This window comes from Paenibacillus hunanensis (assembly GCF_034055775.1).
Taxonomy (GTDB): domain Bacteria; phylum Bacillota; class Bacilli; order Paenibacillales; family Paenibacillaceae; genus Saccharibacillus; species Saccharibacillus hunanensis.
On sequence record NZ_CP139194.1, the window covers coordinates 2,356,130 to 2,376,746 of the forward strand.

At 47.0% G+C, this 20,617-nt stretch carries 11 protein-coding genes and 1 pseudogene; 10 read left to right on the forward strand and 2 right to left on the reverse strand.

Going from position 1 to position 20,617, the window contains the following annotated elements; genetic code table 11:
* Nucleotides 1–521 precede the first annotated feature (521 nt).
* Together SK066_RS09650 and SK066_RS09655 are read left to right on the forward strand one after the other, a co-directional pair.
* Nucleotides 522–1,460, forward strand: a complete 939-nt coding sequence (locus SK066_RS09650) for a ring-cleaving dioxygenase (protein WP_320544840.1) — start codon at nucleotides 522–524, stop codon at nucleotides 1,458–1,460.
* Nucleotides 1,461–1,563: 103 nt separating this feature from the next.
* Nucleotides 1,564–2,169: an alpha/beta hydrolase gene (locus SK066_RS09655; RefSeq protein WP_320544841.1), complete on the forward strand. Its 606-nt coding sequence runs from the start codon at nucleotides 1,564–1,566 to the stop codon at nucleotides 2,167–2,169.
* Nucleotides 2,170–2,428: 259 nt separating this feature from the next.
* On the opposite strand, the gene SK066_RS09660 is transcribed toward SK066_RS09655, so the two are convergent.
* Nucleotides 2,429–3,160, reverse strand: coding sequence for a DsbA family oxidoreductase (locus SK066_RS09660; protein ID WP_320544491.1), 732 nt, complete (start codon nucleotides 3,158–3,160; stop codon nucleotides 2,429–2,431).
* Nucleotides 3,161–3,688: 528 nt separating this feature from the next.
* Nucleotides 3,689–4,615: a LysR family transcriptional regulator gene (locus SK066_RS09665; RefSeq protein ID WP_188775478.1), complete on the reverse strand. Its 927-nt coding sequence runs from the start codon at nucleotides 4,613–4,615 to the stop codon at nucleotides 3,689–3,691.
* A gap of 345 nt (nucleotides 4,616–4,960) precedes the next feature.
* On the opposite strand from SK066_RS09665, the gene leuC reads away from it, so the two are divergent.
* The 8 genes and pseudogenes from leuC to SK066_RS09705 all read left to right on the forward strand — a co-directional run bounded on the left by leuC (nucleotide 4,961) and on the right by SK066_RS09705 (nucleotide 20,402).
* Entirely contained in the window at nucleotides 4,961–6,385 is a 1,425-nt protein-coding gene (gene leuC, locus SK066_RS09670; RefSeq protein WP_188775622.1) for a 3-isopropylmalate dehydratase large subunit, read from the forward strand.
* 24 nt (nucleotides 6,386–6,409) lie between these two features.
* A complete protein-coding gene (leuD, locus tag SK066_RS09675) occupies nucleotides 6,410–7,012 on the forward strand; it encodes a 3-isopropylmalate dehydratase small subunit (RefSeq protein WP_320544492.1) in 603 nt (200 codons plus the stop codon).
* A gap of 646 nt (nucleotides 7,013–7,658) precedes the next feature.
* The gene (locus SK066_RS09680) at nucleotides 7,659–9,086 is read left to right on the forward strand and encodes an N-acetylmuramoyl-L-alanine amidase family protein (RefSeq protein ID WP_320544493.1); all 1,428 of its coding nucleotides are present in this window, start codon (nucleotides 7,659–7,661) and stop codon (nucleotides 9,084–9,086) included.
* Nucleotides 9,087–10,806: 1,720 nt separating this feature from the next.
* Nucleotides 10,807–11,493: an endonuclease III gene (gene nth, locus SK066_RS09685; RefSeq protein ID WP_188775481.1), complete on the forward strand. Its 687-nt coding sequence runs from the start codon at nucleotides 10,807–10,809 to the stop codon at nucleotides 11,491–11,493.
* A gap of 63 nt (nucleotides 11,494–11,556) precedes the next feature.
* On the forward strand, nucleotides 11,557–11,835 hold the full coding sequence (locus tag SK066_RS09690; RefSeq protein ID WP_188775482.1) for an NAD/NADP transhydrogenase alpha subunit: 279 nt from the start codon (nucleotides 11,557–11,559) through the stop codon (nucleotides 11,833–11,835).
* A 452-nt stretch (nucleotides 11,836–12,287) separates the two neighbouring features.
* Nucleotides 12,288–16,238 carry a dynamin family protein gene (locus SK066_RS09695; protein ID WP_320544494.1) on the forward strand — a complete coding sequence of 1,317 codons (3,951 nt, stop codon included), beginning with the start codon at nucleotides 12,288–12,290 and terminating at the stop codon, nucleotides 16,236–16,238.
* A 392-nt stretch (nucleotides 16,239–16,630) separates the two neighbouring features.
* Nucleotides 16,631–18,361: pseudogene (locus tag SK066_RS09700) on the forward strand (ABC transporter ATP-binding protein); the annotation flags it as partial.
* Between the two features lie 190 nt (nucleotides 18,362–18,551).
* Nucleotides 18,552–20,402 carry an ABC transporter ATP-binding protein gene (locus SK066_RS09705; RefSeq protein WP_250345384.1) on the forward strand — a complete coding sequence of 617 codons (1,851 nt, stop codon included), beginning with the start codon at nucleotides 18,552–18,554 and terminating at the stop codon, nucleotides 20,400–20,402.
* The last annotated feature ends 215 nt before the right edge of the window (nucleotides 20,403–20,617 follow it).

A 20,617-nucleotide genomic window follows, 5' to 3' on the forward strand; every position in this document is an offset into this window, starting at 1 on the left:
ATGCTGTTAAAGTGTAAAGTAGACGGAAAGATAACAATATCATCCCAATAAACTTACTAAAAGTTAGTTAGTTGTGATTTCACGAGAGATTTGCTATAAAGACTTTCTTTTACAATTAAATTCGATATAATAAGAACTAACAAATATCTATAATTAAAGATATTTAAAATCAGGTGTTCCAAGTGTTAGCGATCTCCTAACACGAGTTCAAATAAAAAGTGATTTTTGCAAAGCAAAATATCTTACAGTTCAAGTGTTAGCGATCTCCTAACACGAGTTCAAATAAAAAGTGATTTTTGCAAAGCAAAATATCTTACTGCTCAAGTGTTAGCGATCTCCTAACACGAGTTCAAATAAAAAAGTGATTTTTGCAAAGCAAAATATCTTACAGTTCAAGTTTTAGCGATCTCCTAACACGGGGTTCAATAAAAAGTGATTTTTGCAAAGCAAAATATCTTACAGTTCAAGTGTTAGCGATCTCCTAACTATAAACCATTAATTCCGAAAAGGAGCTGGAAATGATGCAACTTCGTACAGCAGGTATTCACCATATCACGTCTTTTGTTACCGATCCGCAGCGCAATGTAGACTTTTATGCGGGTATTCTAGGTTTACGAATGGTGAAGAAAACGATTAATTTTGACGCACCAGATGTGTATCATCTTTATTTTGGGAATGAGCAGGGCGCACCGGGAACGATTGTTACCTTCTTTCCACAGCCAGGAGCACGTCGCGGCGCTGTAGGTAGCGGACAGCTTGGCATTACGGTATTTGCCGTGCCCACAGGCTCGCTTCCATTTTGGGAAGAACGATTGAATCGATTAGACGTTCATGTGGAAAAGGTTAGTCGTTTTGGCGAACAACTGCTTCGCTTTGCAGATTATGATGGACTTCGGATTGAACTGGCAGAGCGTGCTGAAGGTGCAGCAAGTAGCTGGCAATGGGAGGATATTACAGAAGCTCAGGCGATCAAAGGCTTTGGCGGTGGTGTACTGTTCAGTGCAAGACCGGAGCGCACACTGCATACTGTGGAGCATGTACTCGGTCTGGAGCGCATCGCGGAAGAGGATGGCTATGTACGCTTCCGTGCCACAGGAGATATCGGGAATATTATCGATGTCAACTCGCGTGAATTGCCACGAGGCATCGGCGGCGCAGGTACTGTTCACCATATCGCATGGCGTGCGAGAGACTTTGAGCAGCATGAGCAGTGGCGCACGCAGGTGGCAGATGCAGGCTTCCAGCCAACACCGGTCATTGATCGACAATATTTTAACGCTGTCTATTTCCGTGAAGATGGTGGCATTTTGTTTGAGATTGCAACCGATCCACCGGGGTTTGCCAATGATGAAGCGGCAGATGCACTGGGTAGTAAGCTTATGCTGCCAGCATGGTATGAGCCACAGCGTGAATTGATTGAAAATAATCTACTGCCGATCGAGGTTCGCTCGCTATCCTGATCGGCGATAATGATCATATCCACCGAGTACAGGCTACATGATTGGATTCACATCCCGCAATGATGTAATCAATATGAAGGAGGCAATCACAATGACAACTACAATGAAGCATATATTCAAGCAAGGAACCGATCCGAATCAACCAGTATTGCTGCTACTGCATGGCACAGGGGGCAATGAGCGCGATCTATTACCGCTCGCTGAGCTGATCGCACCCTCTGCTTCGGTACTTGGTGTACGCGGCAATGTATCGGAAAATGGGATGCCCCGCTTTTTCCGCCGTCTGGCTGAAGGTGTATTTGATGAGCCGGATCTGATTGCACGTACACATGAGCTGAACGCATTTCTGGATGCTGCGGCAACCGAATATCAATTTGACCGTCGTAATATCGTAGCGGTGGGATACTCGAATGGCGCGAATATCGCAGCCAGCTTGTTGTTCCACGATAAAAAATCTCTGCGCGGAGCGATTTTGCATCATGCGATGGTGCCACTGCGTAGCATCGATTTGCCTGATCTGACGGGTACACCTGTCTTTATGGCATCCGGCACCAACGATCCGATCGTCCCACGTGCTGAAAGTGAAGAGCTGGGTAGCCTGCTGTCCGGCGCAGGTGCAACCGTCGAGCTGCACTGGGAAAATAATGGGCATCAGCTGACCGCATCGGAAGTACACGCAGCGGCAGCATGGTTTAAAAATAATTTTTGATACTATTGTTGATATAGACGCAAACCCACAGAACGATAGAAATACCGAAACCAAGCCATGCTAAATTACAGGAATCATTAAAAAACCAGCTCCCAACATTACGTTAGGAGCTGGTTTTTTTGTATTCGTTCAGGTTCGTATTGTGATGCATCATGCCGAGTGGATGGTGATATGAAGTCTGGCTTTATCGTCGTATCCATTTCAACAGATGAACTAGCGAATGCACAAAGAGAGCGTACATCATACTCGCGTACTCGAATTATTTTTTATCAGTATCGTTCTCCACAGCTGGTACAGCACAGGAGCCGTCTGCACATTGCTCACCTTGCGAAGGATCGCCGATCATCTGCAAAGGTTGCTCTTCTGCCCAGATATCCTTTAATGCACTGGCGAACATTTCGGTTGGCTGCGCACCGGATACTGCGTATTTATCATTAATAACAAAGAAGGGTACACCTGTAACCCCGAGCTGGCTACCCAGCTTTTCATGACGGCGCACATCTTCACCATAACGATCACTTTGCAGCACGCTCAGTGCTTCGGCACGATCTAAGCCAACCTCGCTAGCGATATCGGCAAGCGTCTCATGATCACCGATATGACGCGAATCAGTGAAAAATGCACGGAACAGGGCTTCATCCATTGCCGCACCTTTCCCTTTGGCAACGGCAAATTGCATTAGACGGTGTGCATCGAAGCTGTTCGTCAGAATCATCGAATCAAATTCAAAATGAAGACCTTCCTGTGCCGCTTGTGCACCGATATTGTTATTCATTTGACGAACCTGCTCGATCGTGGTGTTGTATTTGCTAGCAAGCATTTCATTGTTGGTCATAGGTACATCGCGCTCAGCGGATGGATCAAGCTCAAAGCTTTTATAGTTGATCTCGACTTGCTCGCCATGCGGGAATTGCTCCAGTGCTTTTTGCAGTCTAGCTTTGCCAATATAGCAGAATGGACACTGGTAATCAGACCAGATATCAATTTTCATAATCGCTACCTCCGAGGAAATGATCTTAATTTGGTTGTTATGTGTTGCTGGGGAACTAGCATCGGGTGTGCATGTGTGACAGTACAAATAGATGATTATATCGTACTATTATTACTTTTAATAATCAACTGAATAAAATAAATTTTGAATATGGGACTTGAAAGGCGATTGTGTTGAGATAGATACCACTCTGGAAAGGAATAAGGGACGGACTCAGTTGAAGTCGCGGGGATTTTTTAGATTTGGAAAGAATGAAGACTCTCGCCACTCGGACAAGGCACGATATTGTGCTTCGCCAAAAACACTTTTCATTGAATCCTTTCATTAAACTCCTTCATTGAACCCTATATTTAGGAAAGCACCGAAATGGTAAATCGTCCTTGTCCCTTATTTTCTTCCGTTCGTTCTGAGTTGATCGCTACATAGCAAAATACAAATTCATACAAAAGTGAATGCAGAACTTCAGTTCTTCAAAGGATGACATTAGCAATCCTATTTTAGCAATCTTATTATAATTACAATTACAACCTACAACTGCTCCTTCGACACCACATGCTCCATTGTATCCTTAAACGATTCGATGAATGCTTCGGCGGCTTTGGAGAGGTAGCGTCCTTTGCGGCGAGCGAGGACGAGGGTGCGGCTTGGGATCGGTTCAGCCAGCGGCAGGTAAACGGGAAGAAATTCGCCGCGGCGTGCTCTAGCGATATAGTGTGGCACAAACGTAACGCCCATGCCGGTGGCAACGAGCGATTGGATCGTTTCGATGTTGTTGCTTTCGAACACGACCTTAGGCTCGAACCCGGCTTCCTTGCATACGTCAAATACGATTTTACGGAAGCCCTGCCCTTTCTTGAGCACGATAAATGATTCGTCTCGTAGCTCGGCTATCGTGACAGGTCGGTGATCGCCCGACATGAAGCGCTGCGCGAGTGGGTGGTTTGGTGGAACAGCCAGATCGATTAATTCCTCGGCAACCGGCTCGTATGTGAGTGAAGGCTCGGTGAGTGGAAGCGCGAGCAGGCTCAGATCGGTTTGACCGCTGGCCGTTAATTTTTCCAGATTGACGGACGTATCTTCCAGTAGAACAACTTCAATCTGGGGATACTGGGTGCGGAAGTCCGGCAGTACATGTGGGAGCAGGTGGGAGCCGGTAATTTGCATGCTTCCAATAATGACGCGTCCACTTTGTAGCTGAGAAATGTCTGCCATTTCGCGGCGAAGCTGCTCGACAGAGTCGATAATCTTTTGTGCGTGCTCGACAAAGCTTGCACCTGCCTGTGTCAGCTCGACCGTGCTCGTATTACGCTGAAAGAGCAACACGCCCAGTTCTTTCTCAAGCTTGGAAAGCTGCTGGCTAAGGGAGGGCTGTGCAATATGTAGCTTTTCGGCAGCACGGGAGAAGTTACGCTCGGCAGCAATCTGTAATGCATATTGTAATTGTCGAAGTTCCATATGAATAAGGCTCCTTTATGATAGGGTAGTCAAAAAGCTTATGCTGTGGGGCTGGCTGAATGGTAAGGCAGTTCCTTTTGTAGATTAAAAATTACCATTCAGCTTATAAGTTAAACCTATAGCATCTATAGTTATAATATCTTAGACCTATCGGACACACAATGATATATTGTATGTAATATAAAGGTTAGCAGTGATTCACAGGATGAATCGGCGGCGAGGAATCGTTCAGCAAGGCAAGATGAGGCCGCTTTGTTTCCGGGTCCAAAGGTAAGACAGAGGACGATTTTCCTCTGGCGGAAACAATGATCGTGTCTGATCTCAATTTAAGATGGGGTGAATATGATGAGTAAAAAAACATTGTATGAAAAGATCTGGGACAATCACGAAATCTATAGCGAAGAAGGCAAGCCAAGCGTATTGTACATTGACCTGCACCTCGTTCACGAAGTTACATCTCCACAGGCATTTGAGGGCTTGCGTCTGAGCAATCGTCAGGTTCGTCGTCCGGAACTAACTTTTGCAACGATGGATCACAACGTACCTACATTTGACCGTTTTAATATTACAGATCCAATCTCCAAGCAGCAGATTGATACGCTGACACAGAACTGTAAGGATTTTGGCGTGAAGCTGTTTGATCTGAACACGATCGATCAAGGTGTTGTACACGTTATGGGGCCAGAGCTTGGTTTGACTCATCCAGGTAAAACGATCGTTTGTGGAGATAGCCATACATCGACACACGGTGCATTTGGCGCACTCGCATTCGGTATCGGTACAAGTGAGGTTGAGCACGTACTGGCTACTCAATGCTTGCAGCAATCCAAATCCAAAACGATGGAAATTCGTTTTAACGGTAAACGCAAAGCTGGCGTAACGGCGAAAGATATGATTCTGGGTGTTATCGCTAAATACGGCACGGACTTCGCTACAGGCTATGTTATCGAGTACACAGGTGAAGCAATCCGTGATCTGTCGATGGAAGAGCGTATGACGGTCTGCAACATGTCGATCGAGGGCGGCGCACGTGCTGGTCTGATCGCACCGGATGAGACAACCTTCTCTTACCTGCGTGGACGCGAATATGTACCGCAGGGTGCAGCATTTGACGAGGCAGTTGCTCGTTGGAAAGAGCTGACTACTGACGAAGGCGCTTATTATGATCATGTGATCGAATTCGACGTAGAAGCACTGATTCCACAGGTAACCTGGGGAACTAGCCCGGGTATGGGTACAGACATCACTTCCGCTGTACCAAACCCAGCAGACTTCACAACAGAGAATGAGCGTAAAGCGGCTGAAAAGGCGCTTGAATATATGGATCTGGCACCAGGCACTCCAATGTCTGAAATTCCGGTAGATTATGTGTTTATCGGTTCCTGCACAAACGGTCGCATCGAGGATTTGCGCGCTGCGGCAAATGTAGCGAAAGGCTACAAAGTATCCGATCGCCTGACTGCTATCGTCGTACCAGGTTCTGGTCGCGTGAAGATTCAAGCAGAAAAAGAAGGATTGGACGTTATTTTCAAAGAAGCCGGTTTTGAATGGCGTGAAGCAGGTTGCAGTATGTGTCTGGCTATGAACCCGGACGTATTGAAACCAGGACAACGCTGTGCTTCTACCTCTAACCGTAACTTTGAAGGTCGCCAGGGACGTGGCGGACGTACGCATCTCGTATCTCCAGCAATGGCAGCAGCTGCTGCGATCAAAGGACATTTTACCGATGTGCGTGATTGGGAATTCAAATCCGAGCCTGTACTGAGCTAACCGAATCGAGAGGAGTTTTTAACTATGGAAGCATTTAAAACGTTGAACGGCATTGTAGCCCCGGTAGATCGGGTGAATGTAGATACAGACGCAATCATCCCTAAGCAATTTTTGAAGCGCATTGAGCGTACTGGCTTTGGTCAGTTCCTGTTTTACGAATGGCGCTGGGATGAAGAAGGTAATGTAAACGAGAATTTTGATATGAACAAGCCGCGCTATGAGGGTGCATCGGTACTCGTATCCCGTGCGAACTTTGGCTGTGGATCTTCCCGTGAGCACGCACCGTGGGCGATTATGGACTATGGCTTCCGCTGCGTCATCGCACCTTCGTTTGCGGATATCTTCTATAATAACTGCTTCAAAAACGGCATTCTGCCGATCAAGCTGTCTGAAGAGCAAGTACAGGATCTGTTCGAGCGTACGTATGCGAACGAAGGCTACCGCCTGAATGTTGATCTGGAGAACAAAACGGTTACGGACGATCAAGGTCTGGAAATTCATTTTGACCTCGATGAGCACCGTCGTCAGTTCCTGCTGCAAGGTCTAGACGATATCGGTCTGACGCTGCAACATGAAGCTGATATTAGTGAGTACGAGCGCACGCGTGGTGCTCATCTGTTTGCTTAATTAACATGTAGGACAACGAAGCAGTAGATTGATTTTTAATATAAGAGTCTACAATAATATGGAAATCAGTCTAAGCTTCGTAACTACCGTATATATGGAGCATTTGCAAAGCCTGGAGTATGGCATGAGCCAGCAGGCTTTAGCAAATGCTTTTTATTTTGGTACCTGTATCGCTTATCTATGCAGTCATCTACCAATAAAGGACTGCTCATGTCACCGAAATGTCAATCCGATCAAAATTCATATGTGAAAAAATAAAATAGCAATAACAATTCATCCGGTAATGGTCGATATAAACATACAGATGAGTATGACCTTGCATTTGCGTATATATGCAAGCCTGATTATACAGCCTATGACATTGGTTGCATGATAAGCTAAGCAAAAAGATATCGAATTGCAAATTCGTTCGCAACTTTTAATAGGCATAAGCGTCTAATTACGATGTATGCGCAAATTGCGAATCAGACGCGGCGTAGAGTAGCGATTCACCTTTCTTTGGAACCATCCAGAGACGAGCGGGGGCTTGATTCATCTCGAATAAGTGAAGATGCTGGCTTCTACAGTATAGTGGTCTGGTAATGTTTGGGCGGTACAGCCGTGCTGGGTAGTTCGGTAATCAAAATGGGAATGGTAGGGGTGAAGAATGAAGAAATTTGGTTTTCTCGTGTTTTTGTTTGTGTTTTTGTGGTCCTTTCCCCATCTCGGTGAGGCTGCCACTAGCACAAAAGTTGTACTGAACGGCCAGGAGCTGAGCATTCCAGAGGACGTGCAGAATATGCAGGGCTCGGTCATGGTGCCGATCCGCGTAATCTCTGAAAATCTGGGATACAAGGTACAGTGGAATCAGGCTGATGGACGTGTCATGATTGACGGTGAAGGCAAATCGATTCAACTGTTTATCGGCAAAAAAGCTGCTTCGGTCGGCAACAAAACGTATGATTTGAACACCGCACCGGTCGTTCAAAACGGCACGACGCTTGTCCCAATCCGTCTTGTGAGTGAGCAGATGGGTATCGATGTGCATTGGAATAATAGCGACAAAATCGTCACGCTAACGACTCCGGACGCGAGCACCGGCGGAGGAACGAATTCGGGTTCTGGAAATGGAACTGCCGAAAATGGTCTTGCACTGGTGAATGGTATCAGCTTTAGCGAAAGCCGCTTGCTGGTCACGCTTGATAAGGGCGTAACGCCGAAAGTGTCCAAAATGGATTCACCGGATCGTATCGTGGTTGATCTGCCTAAAACGGACTTTAGCCCAGCATTTGCTGCGCAGGGGCCAGATGCAAGTGTAGGTCAAATTGCATCACTGGATGTGCCGAACAATAATAATGTATCTCAAGTTAGATACTCTCAATTCAGCACAGACCCATCATCGATTCGTATCGTCATCGATCTGAAAAACAAACAGGATTATGAAGTGTTCACAGAAGGCAGTCTGCTGATCGTCGATCTGGTTGCCGACAACGGCACATCGACTGAGCCTGACTCTACAACAGGCCCTACACAGCCAGGAACAGGTGTAGGCGACTCGGGTAAAAAGGTAGTTGTGATCGATGCCGGTCATGGCGATCAAGATCCAGGTGCGATCGGTTCCCAGACGAGCGAGAAAAAGCTGAATCTTGGACTCGCCCTCAAAGTGGAAGCACTGCTGAAAAATGATCCGAATATCGATGTCGTACTAACACGCTCGGATGATACATTCTTGCAGCTCAAAGAACGTGTTAAAATTGCTGAAAAACTTGGCGCCGATGTGTTCGTTTCGATCCATGCTAACAGCAGCGGCTCATCTGCAGCGTCGGGTACCGAAACGTACTACCAACGCGCTAGCAGCAAAAAGCTTGCTCAAACGATTCACAAGTATTTTGTAGCAGCAACAGGCTTCAAGGATCGTGGCGTTCAATACGGTAACTTCCATGTTATCCGCGAAACGACCATGCCAGCCGTACTGCTAGAAGTTGGCTTCATCAGCAACCGCACCGAAGAATCCAAAATGATGGATTCCGCCAAGCAGGATGAAATCGCCGCTTCGATCGTAAAAGGCATCAAAGAATATCTAGGTGCATCTTAATTAACTCTATAGCGTCTGCTTTCTACGTGTATAACGTATGAGGCAGGCGCTGTTTTGTTTTGAGCTGGGGTATGTTGATTGAAGTAGAGATTAAGGGAATTAGGTTGAGCGTTGTGCATCAAGCGCTCCGAAAAAGGATAAGGGAACGAACTCAGTGGAGATGCGAGAATCTACGGATTAGGAGTGAATGTAGATTCTCGCACCTCCAAAATCGTTCTTTTCCCTTATTCCTTTTTCTCCGCTGCGTGCTGCTAGCTTCATATCACTTCCCTCCAATCCAATTATCAGTACCTTTATGACTTTACTATTTGCATTACACATTCATATTCTGAGTTTTGAATACACTGCTTTAAGTACACTGCTTGGATTTCATACATAAATGATTCATATTAAGGTCACACATGCATTTATATCGAGAAGCCATCGCAGGCGGGATCATTATTTTAGATGGAATTAACTGTATTTGGAAGCAATCAGATCAATCCATAACTCTGCAAATCAAATCGCAAATTATACTCTTACATCTTCATAGTAACGATGAGACATAGCAGTCCACATGGTATTAATTTCTTGCATTACTACAGTAAACTTATAAGTCCTGAATTACATTTATTCAATCAAAAAATAATCGAATTTGCTTATGCGAACTGGTATGAGGATGGATAGCATCTATTAGCCTGTAATTTGAAGTAATAAATAGTTAGATGCATCAAATGTAGTTTGGCGTTAAACGTAGAAATAACTAATAGATACATCTACATTAAAGGGCCTCGGAAGATAACTTGCTGATTAGGAATATGATGTTCACTAGAGTAATGCATATATAAAAATATGGCAGATCGCGCAATTATTTAAGGTTCTATTTCGATGTTAATTTGAATTGAAATTTTAGTGCTCCTACATTCGCATTGTATTGTGAAGCTTGTGGTACTACATCATACGTAATTCTAAATGAAGTATATTATTATTTTAATTTTTGTTTTGTTTATAAGATATGATGCAAGCACCACACAGCGGAGGGAAGGGAATAAGGGAAAAGGACGACTTACAGTGTTAGTGGTTTTCTAACACGAGGTTCAATGAAAAGTGATTTTTGCGAAGCAAAATATCTTACCTCTTTGGAGGGGCGGGAATCTTCATGTACTCCTAATCCAAAAGATTCCCGTGGCTCCACTTGAGTCCGTTCCCTTATCCCTTCACGTAGCGTTTGATGCACAATCACCAAGTACTGTACCAAGTCCAGAATTTTATAGTTTTCTTTCCCCTATTTCATAGGAAGAACACAAAGAAGAACACAAAAGGGTAGAATTCCATTATTCAAATATGAAAACAAGAACTCAACTTTAAGTCGAACTTACCTGGTAAGCTGTATTTATTTTATGCTCAAACAAACAGCACCAGAGCCGCCCTAAGCTATTTTCCAACCATTTAAACCTCACAACACCATGAAAGCTTTACACCTCACCTACACGCGCTGAAGCGCCAGAGACATATCCAATAAATGTTTGTTTTAAGTAACAATAAAATTACTGAAATTTCATGTAAAGTTTGCGTGCAATTACAGCCGGAACATGATAAGATACCAATTGTATTGTCATTGAAGATGGAGCATCAGAGTCTGAAACATAACGGGCAATCCCATCATCAGGTCCCGTGAGACGATACCGTCTGAAGCACGATTTCCATCGTGTACAGGCGGTTTTTTGCAGGAGGAATGAAAATGAATGCCGCTACAGTAAGACATATTCTGGATACGCTCGCCGGCATGTTTCCTGATGCGCACTGCGAACTTAATCATAGTAATGCCTTTGAATTGACGATTGCGGTGCTGCTGTCCGCCCAGTGTACCGATGCAACCGTCAATAAGGTGACAGTTGATTTGTTTCAGAAGTACCGGACGCCACAAGATTACGTGAGCGTACCGCTGGAGGAGCTGGAACAGGATATACGGCGGATCGGCTTATTTCGAAGCAAAGCGAAGCATATTCAAAACCTGTGCCATATTTTAATTGAGAAATACGGTGGAGATGTGCCTAGTGAGCACGATCTGCTCGTTCAGCTACCCGGAGTGGGACGCAAAACGGCGAATGTCGTGGTGTCCAACGCTTTTGGCGTGCCTGCATTTGCAGTCGATACCCATGTAGAACGGGTATCCAAACGACTGGGTCTCGCAAATTGGAAAGACAATGTAATGGAAGTCGAGCGCAAGCTGATGAAGCGCGTGCCGCGTGACGAATGGACGCTGTCGCATCATCGCTTTATCTTCTTCGGCAGATATCACTGTAAGGCGCAAAATCCAGCCTGCCAGGTCTGTCCGCTGCTCGATCTTTGCCGTGAAGGCAAAAAACGAATGAAAACATCCCTGGTCGTCAAGAGCAAAAAGGCAACCAGGCCTAAAAGCTCCTGACATAAGGCAAACTGCCCACCAGGGAAGAGAACCAATACTACACATAAAAAGAGGTCGAACGTTATGAAATGCATTTCCGTCTACACAGACAACTTTGAACAATTCTCGGATATTTTCGAGCAAATCGTATCGGAGGAACTCGCTGAAAACGAAGAAAAAGTAGTTGAAGGCATTGCGGTAAACTATTCCGGTGATGTACCGGAGCATTATATCGAGCGTATGGCACAAAAGCGTGATGTCGTTGTCATGAAGGACAAAGGCAGAGGCATCACGATTTTGCAACACGGTAAAATGTTCGAAATTCTTGTACCTGTGGCTGAAGCTGAAGTTAGCTTGATCTAAGCCCTCGTTATCTGCTAGACGGTCTGCGCGCTGAGCGTACAGACCGTCTTTTTTATTGTATTCATTATTTTACTTATTATTTAATTATTATTTTACTCATACGATGAAGTCTATATGGACTTGCTATTCATTTTTCATGAATGGAAAAGGTTAGCGGAAAGGGGCGGATCTTCATCTATGCTCATACCTCACTATCTCTACACTGGCTCATCAATGGCAGTGCTTTTTAAATACGACGATTATGAAAAAATGAATGGTTTCCGATACAAGTTATACAGTGATACAATAGATAAAGATTGAAATATAAATGGATAAATGAATAGGGAGTAAGCGAGATGCTGGAGCCATTGAGCTACCGATAGCATGGAGCGTATTCTAGCGATAACAGAGCGGTAGCAGAAGCATATGATGCTGCCATAGAGAAGATCAAGAAAGTGCGGAGGGACATACGGATGCAAGCGATTACAACGGGAAATGAGCAATCTTTTGAACGTGTGCTAGAGCAGCTGGAAGCGGAGCTACAGCAGCAAGGAAATACGGGAGCCGCTCGTAAAGCAGGTGAGCTTCGTAACAAGTACCGCTCGCAGGAGCTGGTACTGGCTTTTTGTGGTCATTTTTCTGCGGGCAAATCAAGTCTGATGAACTGGCTCTGTGGTCATCAGGTGCTACCGACCAGTCCGGTGCCAACGACAGCTAATATCGCATCGATTCGCTCCGGTCAGCCACGTGCCATCGTGCATACTCATGATGGTGGCACACTACAGATCGGCTTGCAGGAGCTGGATGAGTATTGTAAAAATGGTGGCGATTATGAATCGGTTGAGCTATGGGACGATATTCCATTACTCGGCGAGCATGGCGTACTCCTGGATACACCGGGTGTCGATTCTACCGATGCAGCGCATGAAGCGGCAACCTATTCGGCATTGCATCGCGCTGATGTGGTCTTTTATGTGATGGATTACAATCATGTACAGTCCGAGACGAATCTGTCTTTTGCCCGCACATTGTATGAGCGTGGCAAGCCGCTTTATCTGATCGTGAATCAGATTGATAAGCATGAGGATGAGGAGCTGCCATTTGCAGAATATAGCCGTGGAGTCGAGCAGGCATTTGCCAGACGCGGCATTGAGCCTGCGGGTGTGCTGTATGTATCGCGTATGGTTCCTGATCATCGTTATGGACGACTGGAGCAGCTACGCGAGCTGATCGCTGAGCTGCTTCAGGATCATCAGCCTCTCATTCATTATAGCCTGTCACAGGCAGTGTGGGAGCTGGCTGAGGAGCATCGTAAATGGCTACGTGGGCAGGCGACTGATATCGATAATATCGATGCAGAGGCTTGGGAAGAACCAGCAGATGCGATACAAGCAGAAGGTGGCATTCAGCATCAGGAGGATGCTTCTAGCGATGATATGGACGATGAAGAGGAGCAAGAGCTTTCTTTATCCGAACAGCAGCAAAAGCTGGAGCAGCTGTATGAGCAACAGCAAGCGCTCGATAAGCATCTCGTAGCACTCAAGGATCACTGGGCATGGGAGATTGGACGTCTGGTAGAACAGGCGAATCTGACACCTGCGGAGCTACGTGATCTGGCACAGCAATATTTGGAAGGCGAGCGTCCGGGCTTTAAAAAGGGTCTATTTGCATCCCGTGATAAAACGATGCAGGAGCGTACACGTCGTAAGGAACAATTCCTTCAAGCGTTTCGTGAGCAGGTAGCAGCCAATGTGGATGTGCACGTGCGGGGCTTGTTGCGTAGCTGGAGTATGGAGCATGAGCTGTGGAATGAACAGCAGGAAGCCGAGCTGACTGCCTCACTGCCTCAGATTAGTGAAGCGGATATTGCTGCCGGTGCAGGCTCAGATGTAGCGATTTCCGGTGAGTATGTGCTCAACTATACGCGTGCGCTACGTGAGCAGACAGCCGCTCGCTATCGCCGTGCAGCGCTGGATGCAGCAGACCGTCTCATCGAGCAATTGCAGCCAGCTGTTGAAGCACAGCAGGTACATCTGCGCAAGCAGATTGCGCATGCAGAAGGAGTACAGCAGCGCTTGAAGGAGAAGCTGGAGCAGGAGGAGCAGCAAGACCGTCAGGATCAAGCGGTGCGGCAGCTACTACCAGCGCGTGAAACAGGCGTACCGGAATGGTTGCCGAAGATTGAACGTGTAGGTATCGATACAGCTGGAACGATGCATGAGGCGAGCGCAGGATTACAGGATGGTACGGCGACAACCCACCCATCTGTTCCTACGGCTACTGCCTTATCCGCTGCGGATACTGTTACTACAGATTCAACGCATATAGACGATACAGTACACGATGCTAGCTCGTCTGCACAATCGGAGACAGGAGCACCGCAAAATGCTGCGGATACTGTCACACATACCCATCGCACAGACGAAGACCGCTTAACATCGGATACAGCAATACAGTCCAGTGAATCGACGAGCGATGAAGTCGTTACAGCAGATGCTGATTCTAGCGATGTGGCAGCAGCTGTCGCTCCATCGACAGATCGCCGCTCACGCTTGCTGGCGACAGCTGAGCAATTACGTCAGGCAGCAGGCTGGATCGATGGGATTCCCGGTTTAGTTTCGCAGGGAGATGAGCTACGTCGTCGCGCTTCGGTTATGGAAAATGGCAAGTTCACTCTGGCTCTATTCGGTGCATTTAGCGCTGGGAAATCCTCCTTTGCTAATGCGCTGCTAGGCGCATCGGTGCTACCGGTATCCCCGCACCCGATGACAGCGGCGATCACACAAATTATGTCATCAGAGCCTGAACGCCCGCATGGCACAGCGGTTATTTATATGAAATCGCTGGAAGAGCTGCAAGAGGATATTAGCGGCGCGCTGCGCTTGCTCGGTCTGCCAGATCGTTCGCTCCAGCAGGATTGGAGTCGTGCGGTGCGCAATCTGTCACCAGCACGTATTCATCCCTCGGCGCGGGCGCATTATAACTTTGTCATTGCGGCAGCAGCTGGCTGGGAAGCGGCAAATAATAAGCTAGGACAGGATCTGATCGTCGATATGCAGCAGTTCCGTGGCTATGTATCCGAAGAACAGCAGTCCTGCTTTGTACGCAGCATCGATCTGTATTACGATTGCCCGCTCACGGAGCAGGGGATGGTGCTTGTCGATACACCGGGAGCGGATTCGGTCAATGCGCGTCATACAGGTGTAACCTTTGAATATATGAAAACGGCGGATGCGCTCGTATTTGTTACGTATTATAATCATGCCTTTACCGCTGGAGATCGTCAGCTACTGGAGCAATTGGGTCGGGTAAAAGGGAGTCTGGCGCTCGATAATATGTTTTTTATCGTCAATGCCTCTGATCTCGCCTCCTCGGAGGAGGAAAAGCAGCAGGTGGTTGGACGAATCGAGCAGGAGCTGAATGGCTCAGGGATTCGTGAGCCGCACATTTATGCGCTGTCCAGTCGTCGTGCGTTACAGGGACAGGATGAAGGCTTTGGAGACTTCCGACGTCACTTTATGAGTTTTGCTGATGATACGCTGGCAGGCTTGGCGATTCATGCGGCTCATGAAGAGCTGGATCGTATTCGCGATATCGTGTATTCGTGGCAGGAAGCGGCAGAGCGTGGAGAGCAATATCGTGCAGAGCGCCTTGTTCAACTGCAACAGGAGAAGCAGACAGCAAGCCGCACGATTGATGCGCTTGCTGAAGCCGATCCGGATCGCCGTGTGCAGGAGGAAAGCACAGAGCTATTATTCCATGTGAGACAGCGACTGCGGCTCAAGACACTGGACTGGATTCCAGAAATCTTCAACCCGGCACAGCTGAATCAGGAGTCGAATGATCTCAAGGCTGACTTTGCTGCCTGTGGTCGTGAGCTACAGCGAAGACTGGGGATTGAGCTGGAGCAGGAAGTGCTGGCAACCACACTGCGTATGGAAAAGGCGGCTCGCCGACTGATTGCGGATCGAATGCAGACGTATGGACGTGAAGCAGAGAAGCAGGCGCCGGGTCTGCGCTTCTCTACCTTCGAGCCAGAGGATTGGAAAACGCCAGATATTTCAGGTCTATTTTCCACACAGCCGCTCGATTGGAAGTCCTTCTGGCCGTTATTCCGTAATCCGCGCCAATTCTTTGAGCAGGGAGGACGCGATAAGCTACGCAATCAACTGACAGCAGAGCTGGATCGTATGATCGGTCAATTGCTGGATGAACAGCGGGATGGATTGGCTAGTTATTATATCGATGGTCTGAAGATTCGCCTTCAGCAGACGGCTGATGAGATGAAGCGTCAGATTGATGAATGGTCACAGGGAACTGAAGCATCGCTCCAGATGGCCGATGGCCCAGAACGCTGGGCACAGCTTGGTGAGCGCTTGTATAGTCTGCAACCTGTCATCACGTTGGAAACAGCAGAGCGTTAAACCGTACATCTCAACTGGTAGAAATACGGATACAAACCATAAAATGATAGAAGGAAGCTTCCTACACAGGATGCTTCCTTCTTTTTATATACTAATGCGTTCCGTATTGTTATATTATAATAACGCAAAAACGTTTTTAAAATTTAAAATTATAGCGCTTTTACTCTTCGTTTGTAGGAGCTAGTTTACAAAATAAATGAATCACTCATAATCGGCTGGTATCGGGAGAATTTGGCATGATTTCATTATAATCTGTTTATTACTTGTCGATTATGAAGCTACGCTGTGAGCAGGGGCTGTATATGGGGATTTATCCTCTTTGCGGCTCTAAGGCGGCGGTGGTAAGCTTCATTATGCTAATTAACCTGACAGGAGATTGAAGGAGGAGCACCATGGACGTTCTCAGGCAATTGCAGGACTTTTATCGCGACAGAAAGAGCTATCTGTATCTTTCCATTCTATGTCTTGCAACCGCTACCGCCCTCGGGCTGGTCTATCCGAATCTGCTCAGATACCTGATTGACGATATTATCAGGCTGAGGCAATTCGATCAAGTGCCAATGCTGGTTGTCGCCCTGTTTGGCGTGACCATCCTGAAGGCGCTAATGCAGTTTTTACACGGTTTTTTTGGAGGACGGCTGGGCAATTATCTCGCTTACCGTCTGCGTAATGCCTGTTATGAAAAGCTTCAGTTTTTATCCTTCCGTTACTACGACACCGCCAAGACGGGAGACCTGATGTCGCGATTGACCGGTGACCTGGAAGCGATCCGTAACTTTATCGGATTCGGCTTTGCCCAGCTTCTGAATGTGTTTTTGATGGTCATTTTCGGTGCGGCAGTGATGTTCTCGCTCAACTGGCAGCTTACCCTCGTCACTTTGATTTCCATTCCGTTTCTCGTGTATGTTGCATTACGATTTGAATCACGCATTCATCCGGCATTTCAGGAGATGCGCCTTGCGTTAAGTTCACTCACAACTGCTGTACAGGAAAATATTACTGGAGTTCGCACCGTGAAGGCATTTGCGCGTGAGCCCCATGAGGTGGATAAGTTCTCTATTCGTAATGAACGCTATCGTACGAATCAGATTTTCACTTCCACCCTCTGGAGTCGGTATTTTCCAGTGATGGAGCTGCTCGCCTCAGTCTGTATCGTGATTTTGCTGGGCTTTGGAGGAACGCTCGTTATTCGCGGCTCGATGACACTTGGTGAGCTGGTCGCCTTTTTTACACTGATCTGGTACATTATCGGCCCGATGTGGGGACTCGGCTTCCATATTAATAACTATACACAGTCCAAGGCTTCCACCGAGCGTGTATTGGAGATTTTGAATCAGCCGATCGATGTGACCGATCACGAGAATGCGCGTCCGCTCCATCCAGGCGATATGAAGGGACATGTGCAGTTTGACCATGTGACCTTCGCTTATGGTAATAAAATGGCAGCGGTCGTAGATATTAATATTGATGCACCTCCCGGCTCCGTTATCGGCTTGCTTGGTGGGACAGGCTCTGGCAAATCAACGATTATTCAGCTGATGATGCGTGCGTACAATGTGAACGAAGGCAGCATTCGCATTGATGGCACCGATATTCGTGATATTCGCATCGGTGATCTGCGTGCCAGTATTGCGTCTGTATTTCAGGAGACGTTCCTGTTCTCGTCCACGATCAAAAACAATATTGCTTACGGCATCAATGAGGTGAGCATGGAGGAAATTGTCCGTGTGGCCAAGCTTGCCAAAGCACATGAATTTATTATGGAAATGCCGAACGGCTACGATACGATCGTCGGTGAACGGGGTCTTGGTCTATCCGGTGGACAGAAGCAGCGTCTTGCCATTGCACGCGCATTGCTCAAGGACCCGAAAATTCTAATTCTCGACGATGCGACAAGTGCGGTCGATATGGAAACCGAGCATGAGATTCAGTCTGGATTCCAGGAAGTTATGCGCGGGCGCACGACCTTTATCATCGCGCACCGAATTTCTTCCCTACGTCATGCCGATGAAATTCTAGTCTTGCAGGAAGGACGAGTCATTCAGCGCGGTAAGCATGAGGATCTGATCAAGGTCGAAGGGCCGTATCAGGATACGTATCGTGTGCAGTACGCCGACCATATTCAGCGTGTGGAAGAACAGCAGCGTTTAGCAGATGCAGGGCAATCCACTGTGGATACGACATCGCAGACGAGCAACGAAGCAGATGAGCCTATGGAAGCCTCGCACGATGGCGAAAAGGACGATGTATGGGACAATCCATCCGATACAGCAGGCAGTAGAGAGCAGGTGAGACCACATGAGTAATCCATCCATGAATAACACATCGATCGATAGTCGGCAAAAGGTAGCTGATACCTCATCGGTACGGGTGGAGGATCGCTTCGTTTATCAGGATGACGAGCTGATCGATAAGGCGTTTAACTGGAAGCAGTTTAGCCGACTATTCACGTATATTAAGCCCTATGCAAGGCAGCTGCTTCCGTTTATTTTGCTCATGATGGTGCTGGGAACGATTACGAAGCTCGCGGTTCCCTTCATTACAGGGGCAGCGATTGATAATGCGATTCAGCCAGCGAATGGACAGCCCAGTCTGAAGCTACTATACGGTCTGACCGCGCTGGCGCTTGGATTGTATCTGATCCAGTGGGTAGCCAATGCGTACCGGATCAAGTACACGAATATTATCGGGCAGCGTGTGATTTATGATCTACGTGGCGATCTGTTCACACATATCCAGCGACTATCGTTTTCCTTTTTCGATAAACGACCTGCGGGCTCGGTACTGGTACGTGTAACGAATGATGTGAACTCGCTTCAGGATTTGTTCACAAATGGTGCTGTTAACGTGATGATCGACTGTGTACAGCTAGTCGGTATTATCGTCATTCTACTGCTGATTAACTGGAAGCTGGGGCTAGCGGTTATTTTAACCGTACCGATCATGTTCTTCGTATCCACCAAGCTGCGTAAGGTCATTCGCCGCTCCTGGCAGGAAGTACGGATGAAAAACTCACGTATTAACTCTCACCTGAACGAATCGATTCAAGGTATTCGCGTGACGCAGGCGTACACGCAGGAACAGCAAAACATGAAATACTTCGACAATATGAATCTGTCCAGCAAGCAGTCCTGGGACAAAGCATCGGCATTGAACCAGACCTTTGGGCCATTGATCGAGATTACTGGTGGTCTGGGCTCGATGATTTTATTTGGCTTTGGTACGATGCTGATTGCAAGTGGAGAGATTGAGATTGGGATTCTGGTTGCGTTTGCCAATTACGTGAGCAATTTCTGGGACCCGATCAATCGTCTTGGTAATATGTATAATCAGCTGCTTGTCGCGATGGCGTCCTCCGAGCGTATTTTTGAATTTATGGATGAACAGCCATCGGTAGCTGATAAGCCGGGTGCCAAGCCACTACCACGTATCCGCGGAGATATTGCCTTCCATCATGTCGTGTTTGAATACGAGGCAGGTCGTCCTGCACTCAAGGGCATCAATCTGAATGTGAAGGCAGGGCAGTCCATTGCACTGGTTGGGCATACAGGCTCCGGTAAATCAACGATTATTAACCTGATCAGTCGCTTCTATGATATTAAAAGTGGGAGTATCACCATTGATGGCTACGATATTCGTGATGTCACACTGGAAAGCTTACGTAGTCAGATTAGTATCGTGCTCCAGGATACATTCATTTTCTCTGGTACAATTCGCGATAATATTCGTTTTGGTCGTCTGAATGCGACGGATGAAGAGGTTGAAGCGGCGGCACGAGCAGTGCATGCGCATACCTTTATCGAGAAGCTACCTAAGGGCTACGATACCGAGGTAGAGGAGCGTGGTAGTGTGCTGTCGATGGGACAGCGGCAATTGCTATCCTTCGCTCGTGCACTGCTGGCTGATCCGCGTATTCTTATTCTGGATGAAGCAACCGCTAGTATTGATACCGAGACGGAGCTACGTATTCAAGAAGCACTCAAGGTACTACTGCAAGGACGTACCTCCTTCATCGTGGCACACCGACTGTCGACGATTCGTCATGCTGACCATATTGTAGTGCTGGATCACGGGGAGATTCGTGAGGAAGGTAGCCATGACGAGCTGATTCAGCATGGTGGCGTGTACAATGGACTGATTGAGGCACAATTTAGATTTTTGTAAACGGAACGTGAAGCACTACCCATTTATTCATAAAATCGCCATTTTCTTGCTACCTACAATCGACAGTATTCGTCGAATGGAGCAGGAAGGTGGCGATTTTATTTACCCAAATAAGGCAGAAATCAGAAAGATAAAATGTGAAAACGACAATTTTCGTCAATGTTAACGCTTACAGATAAAGATATACGATTTTTGTCAAAAAATTTAAGCGATTT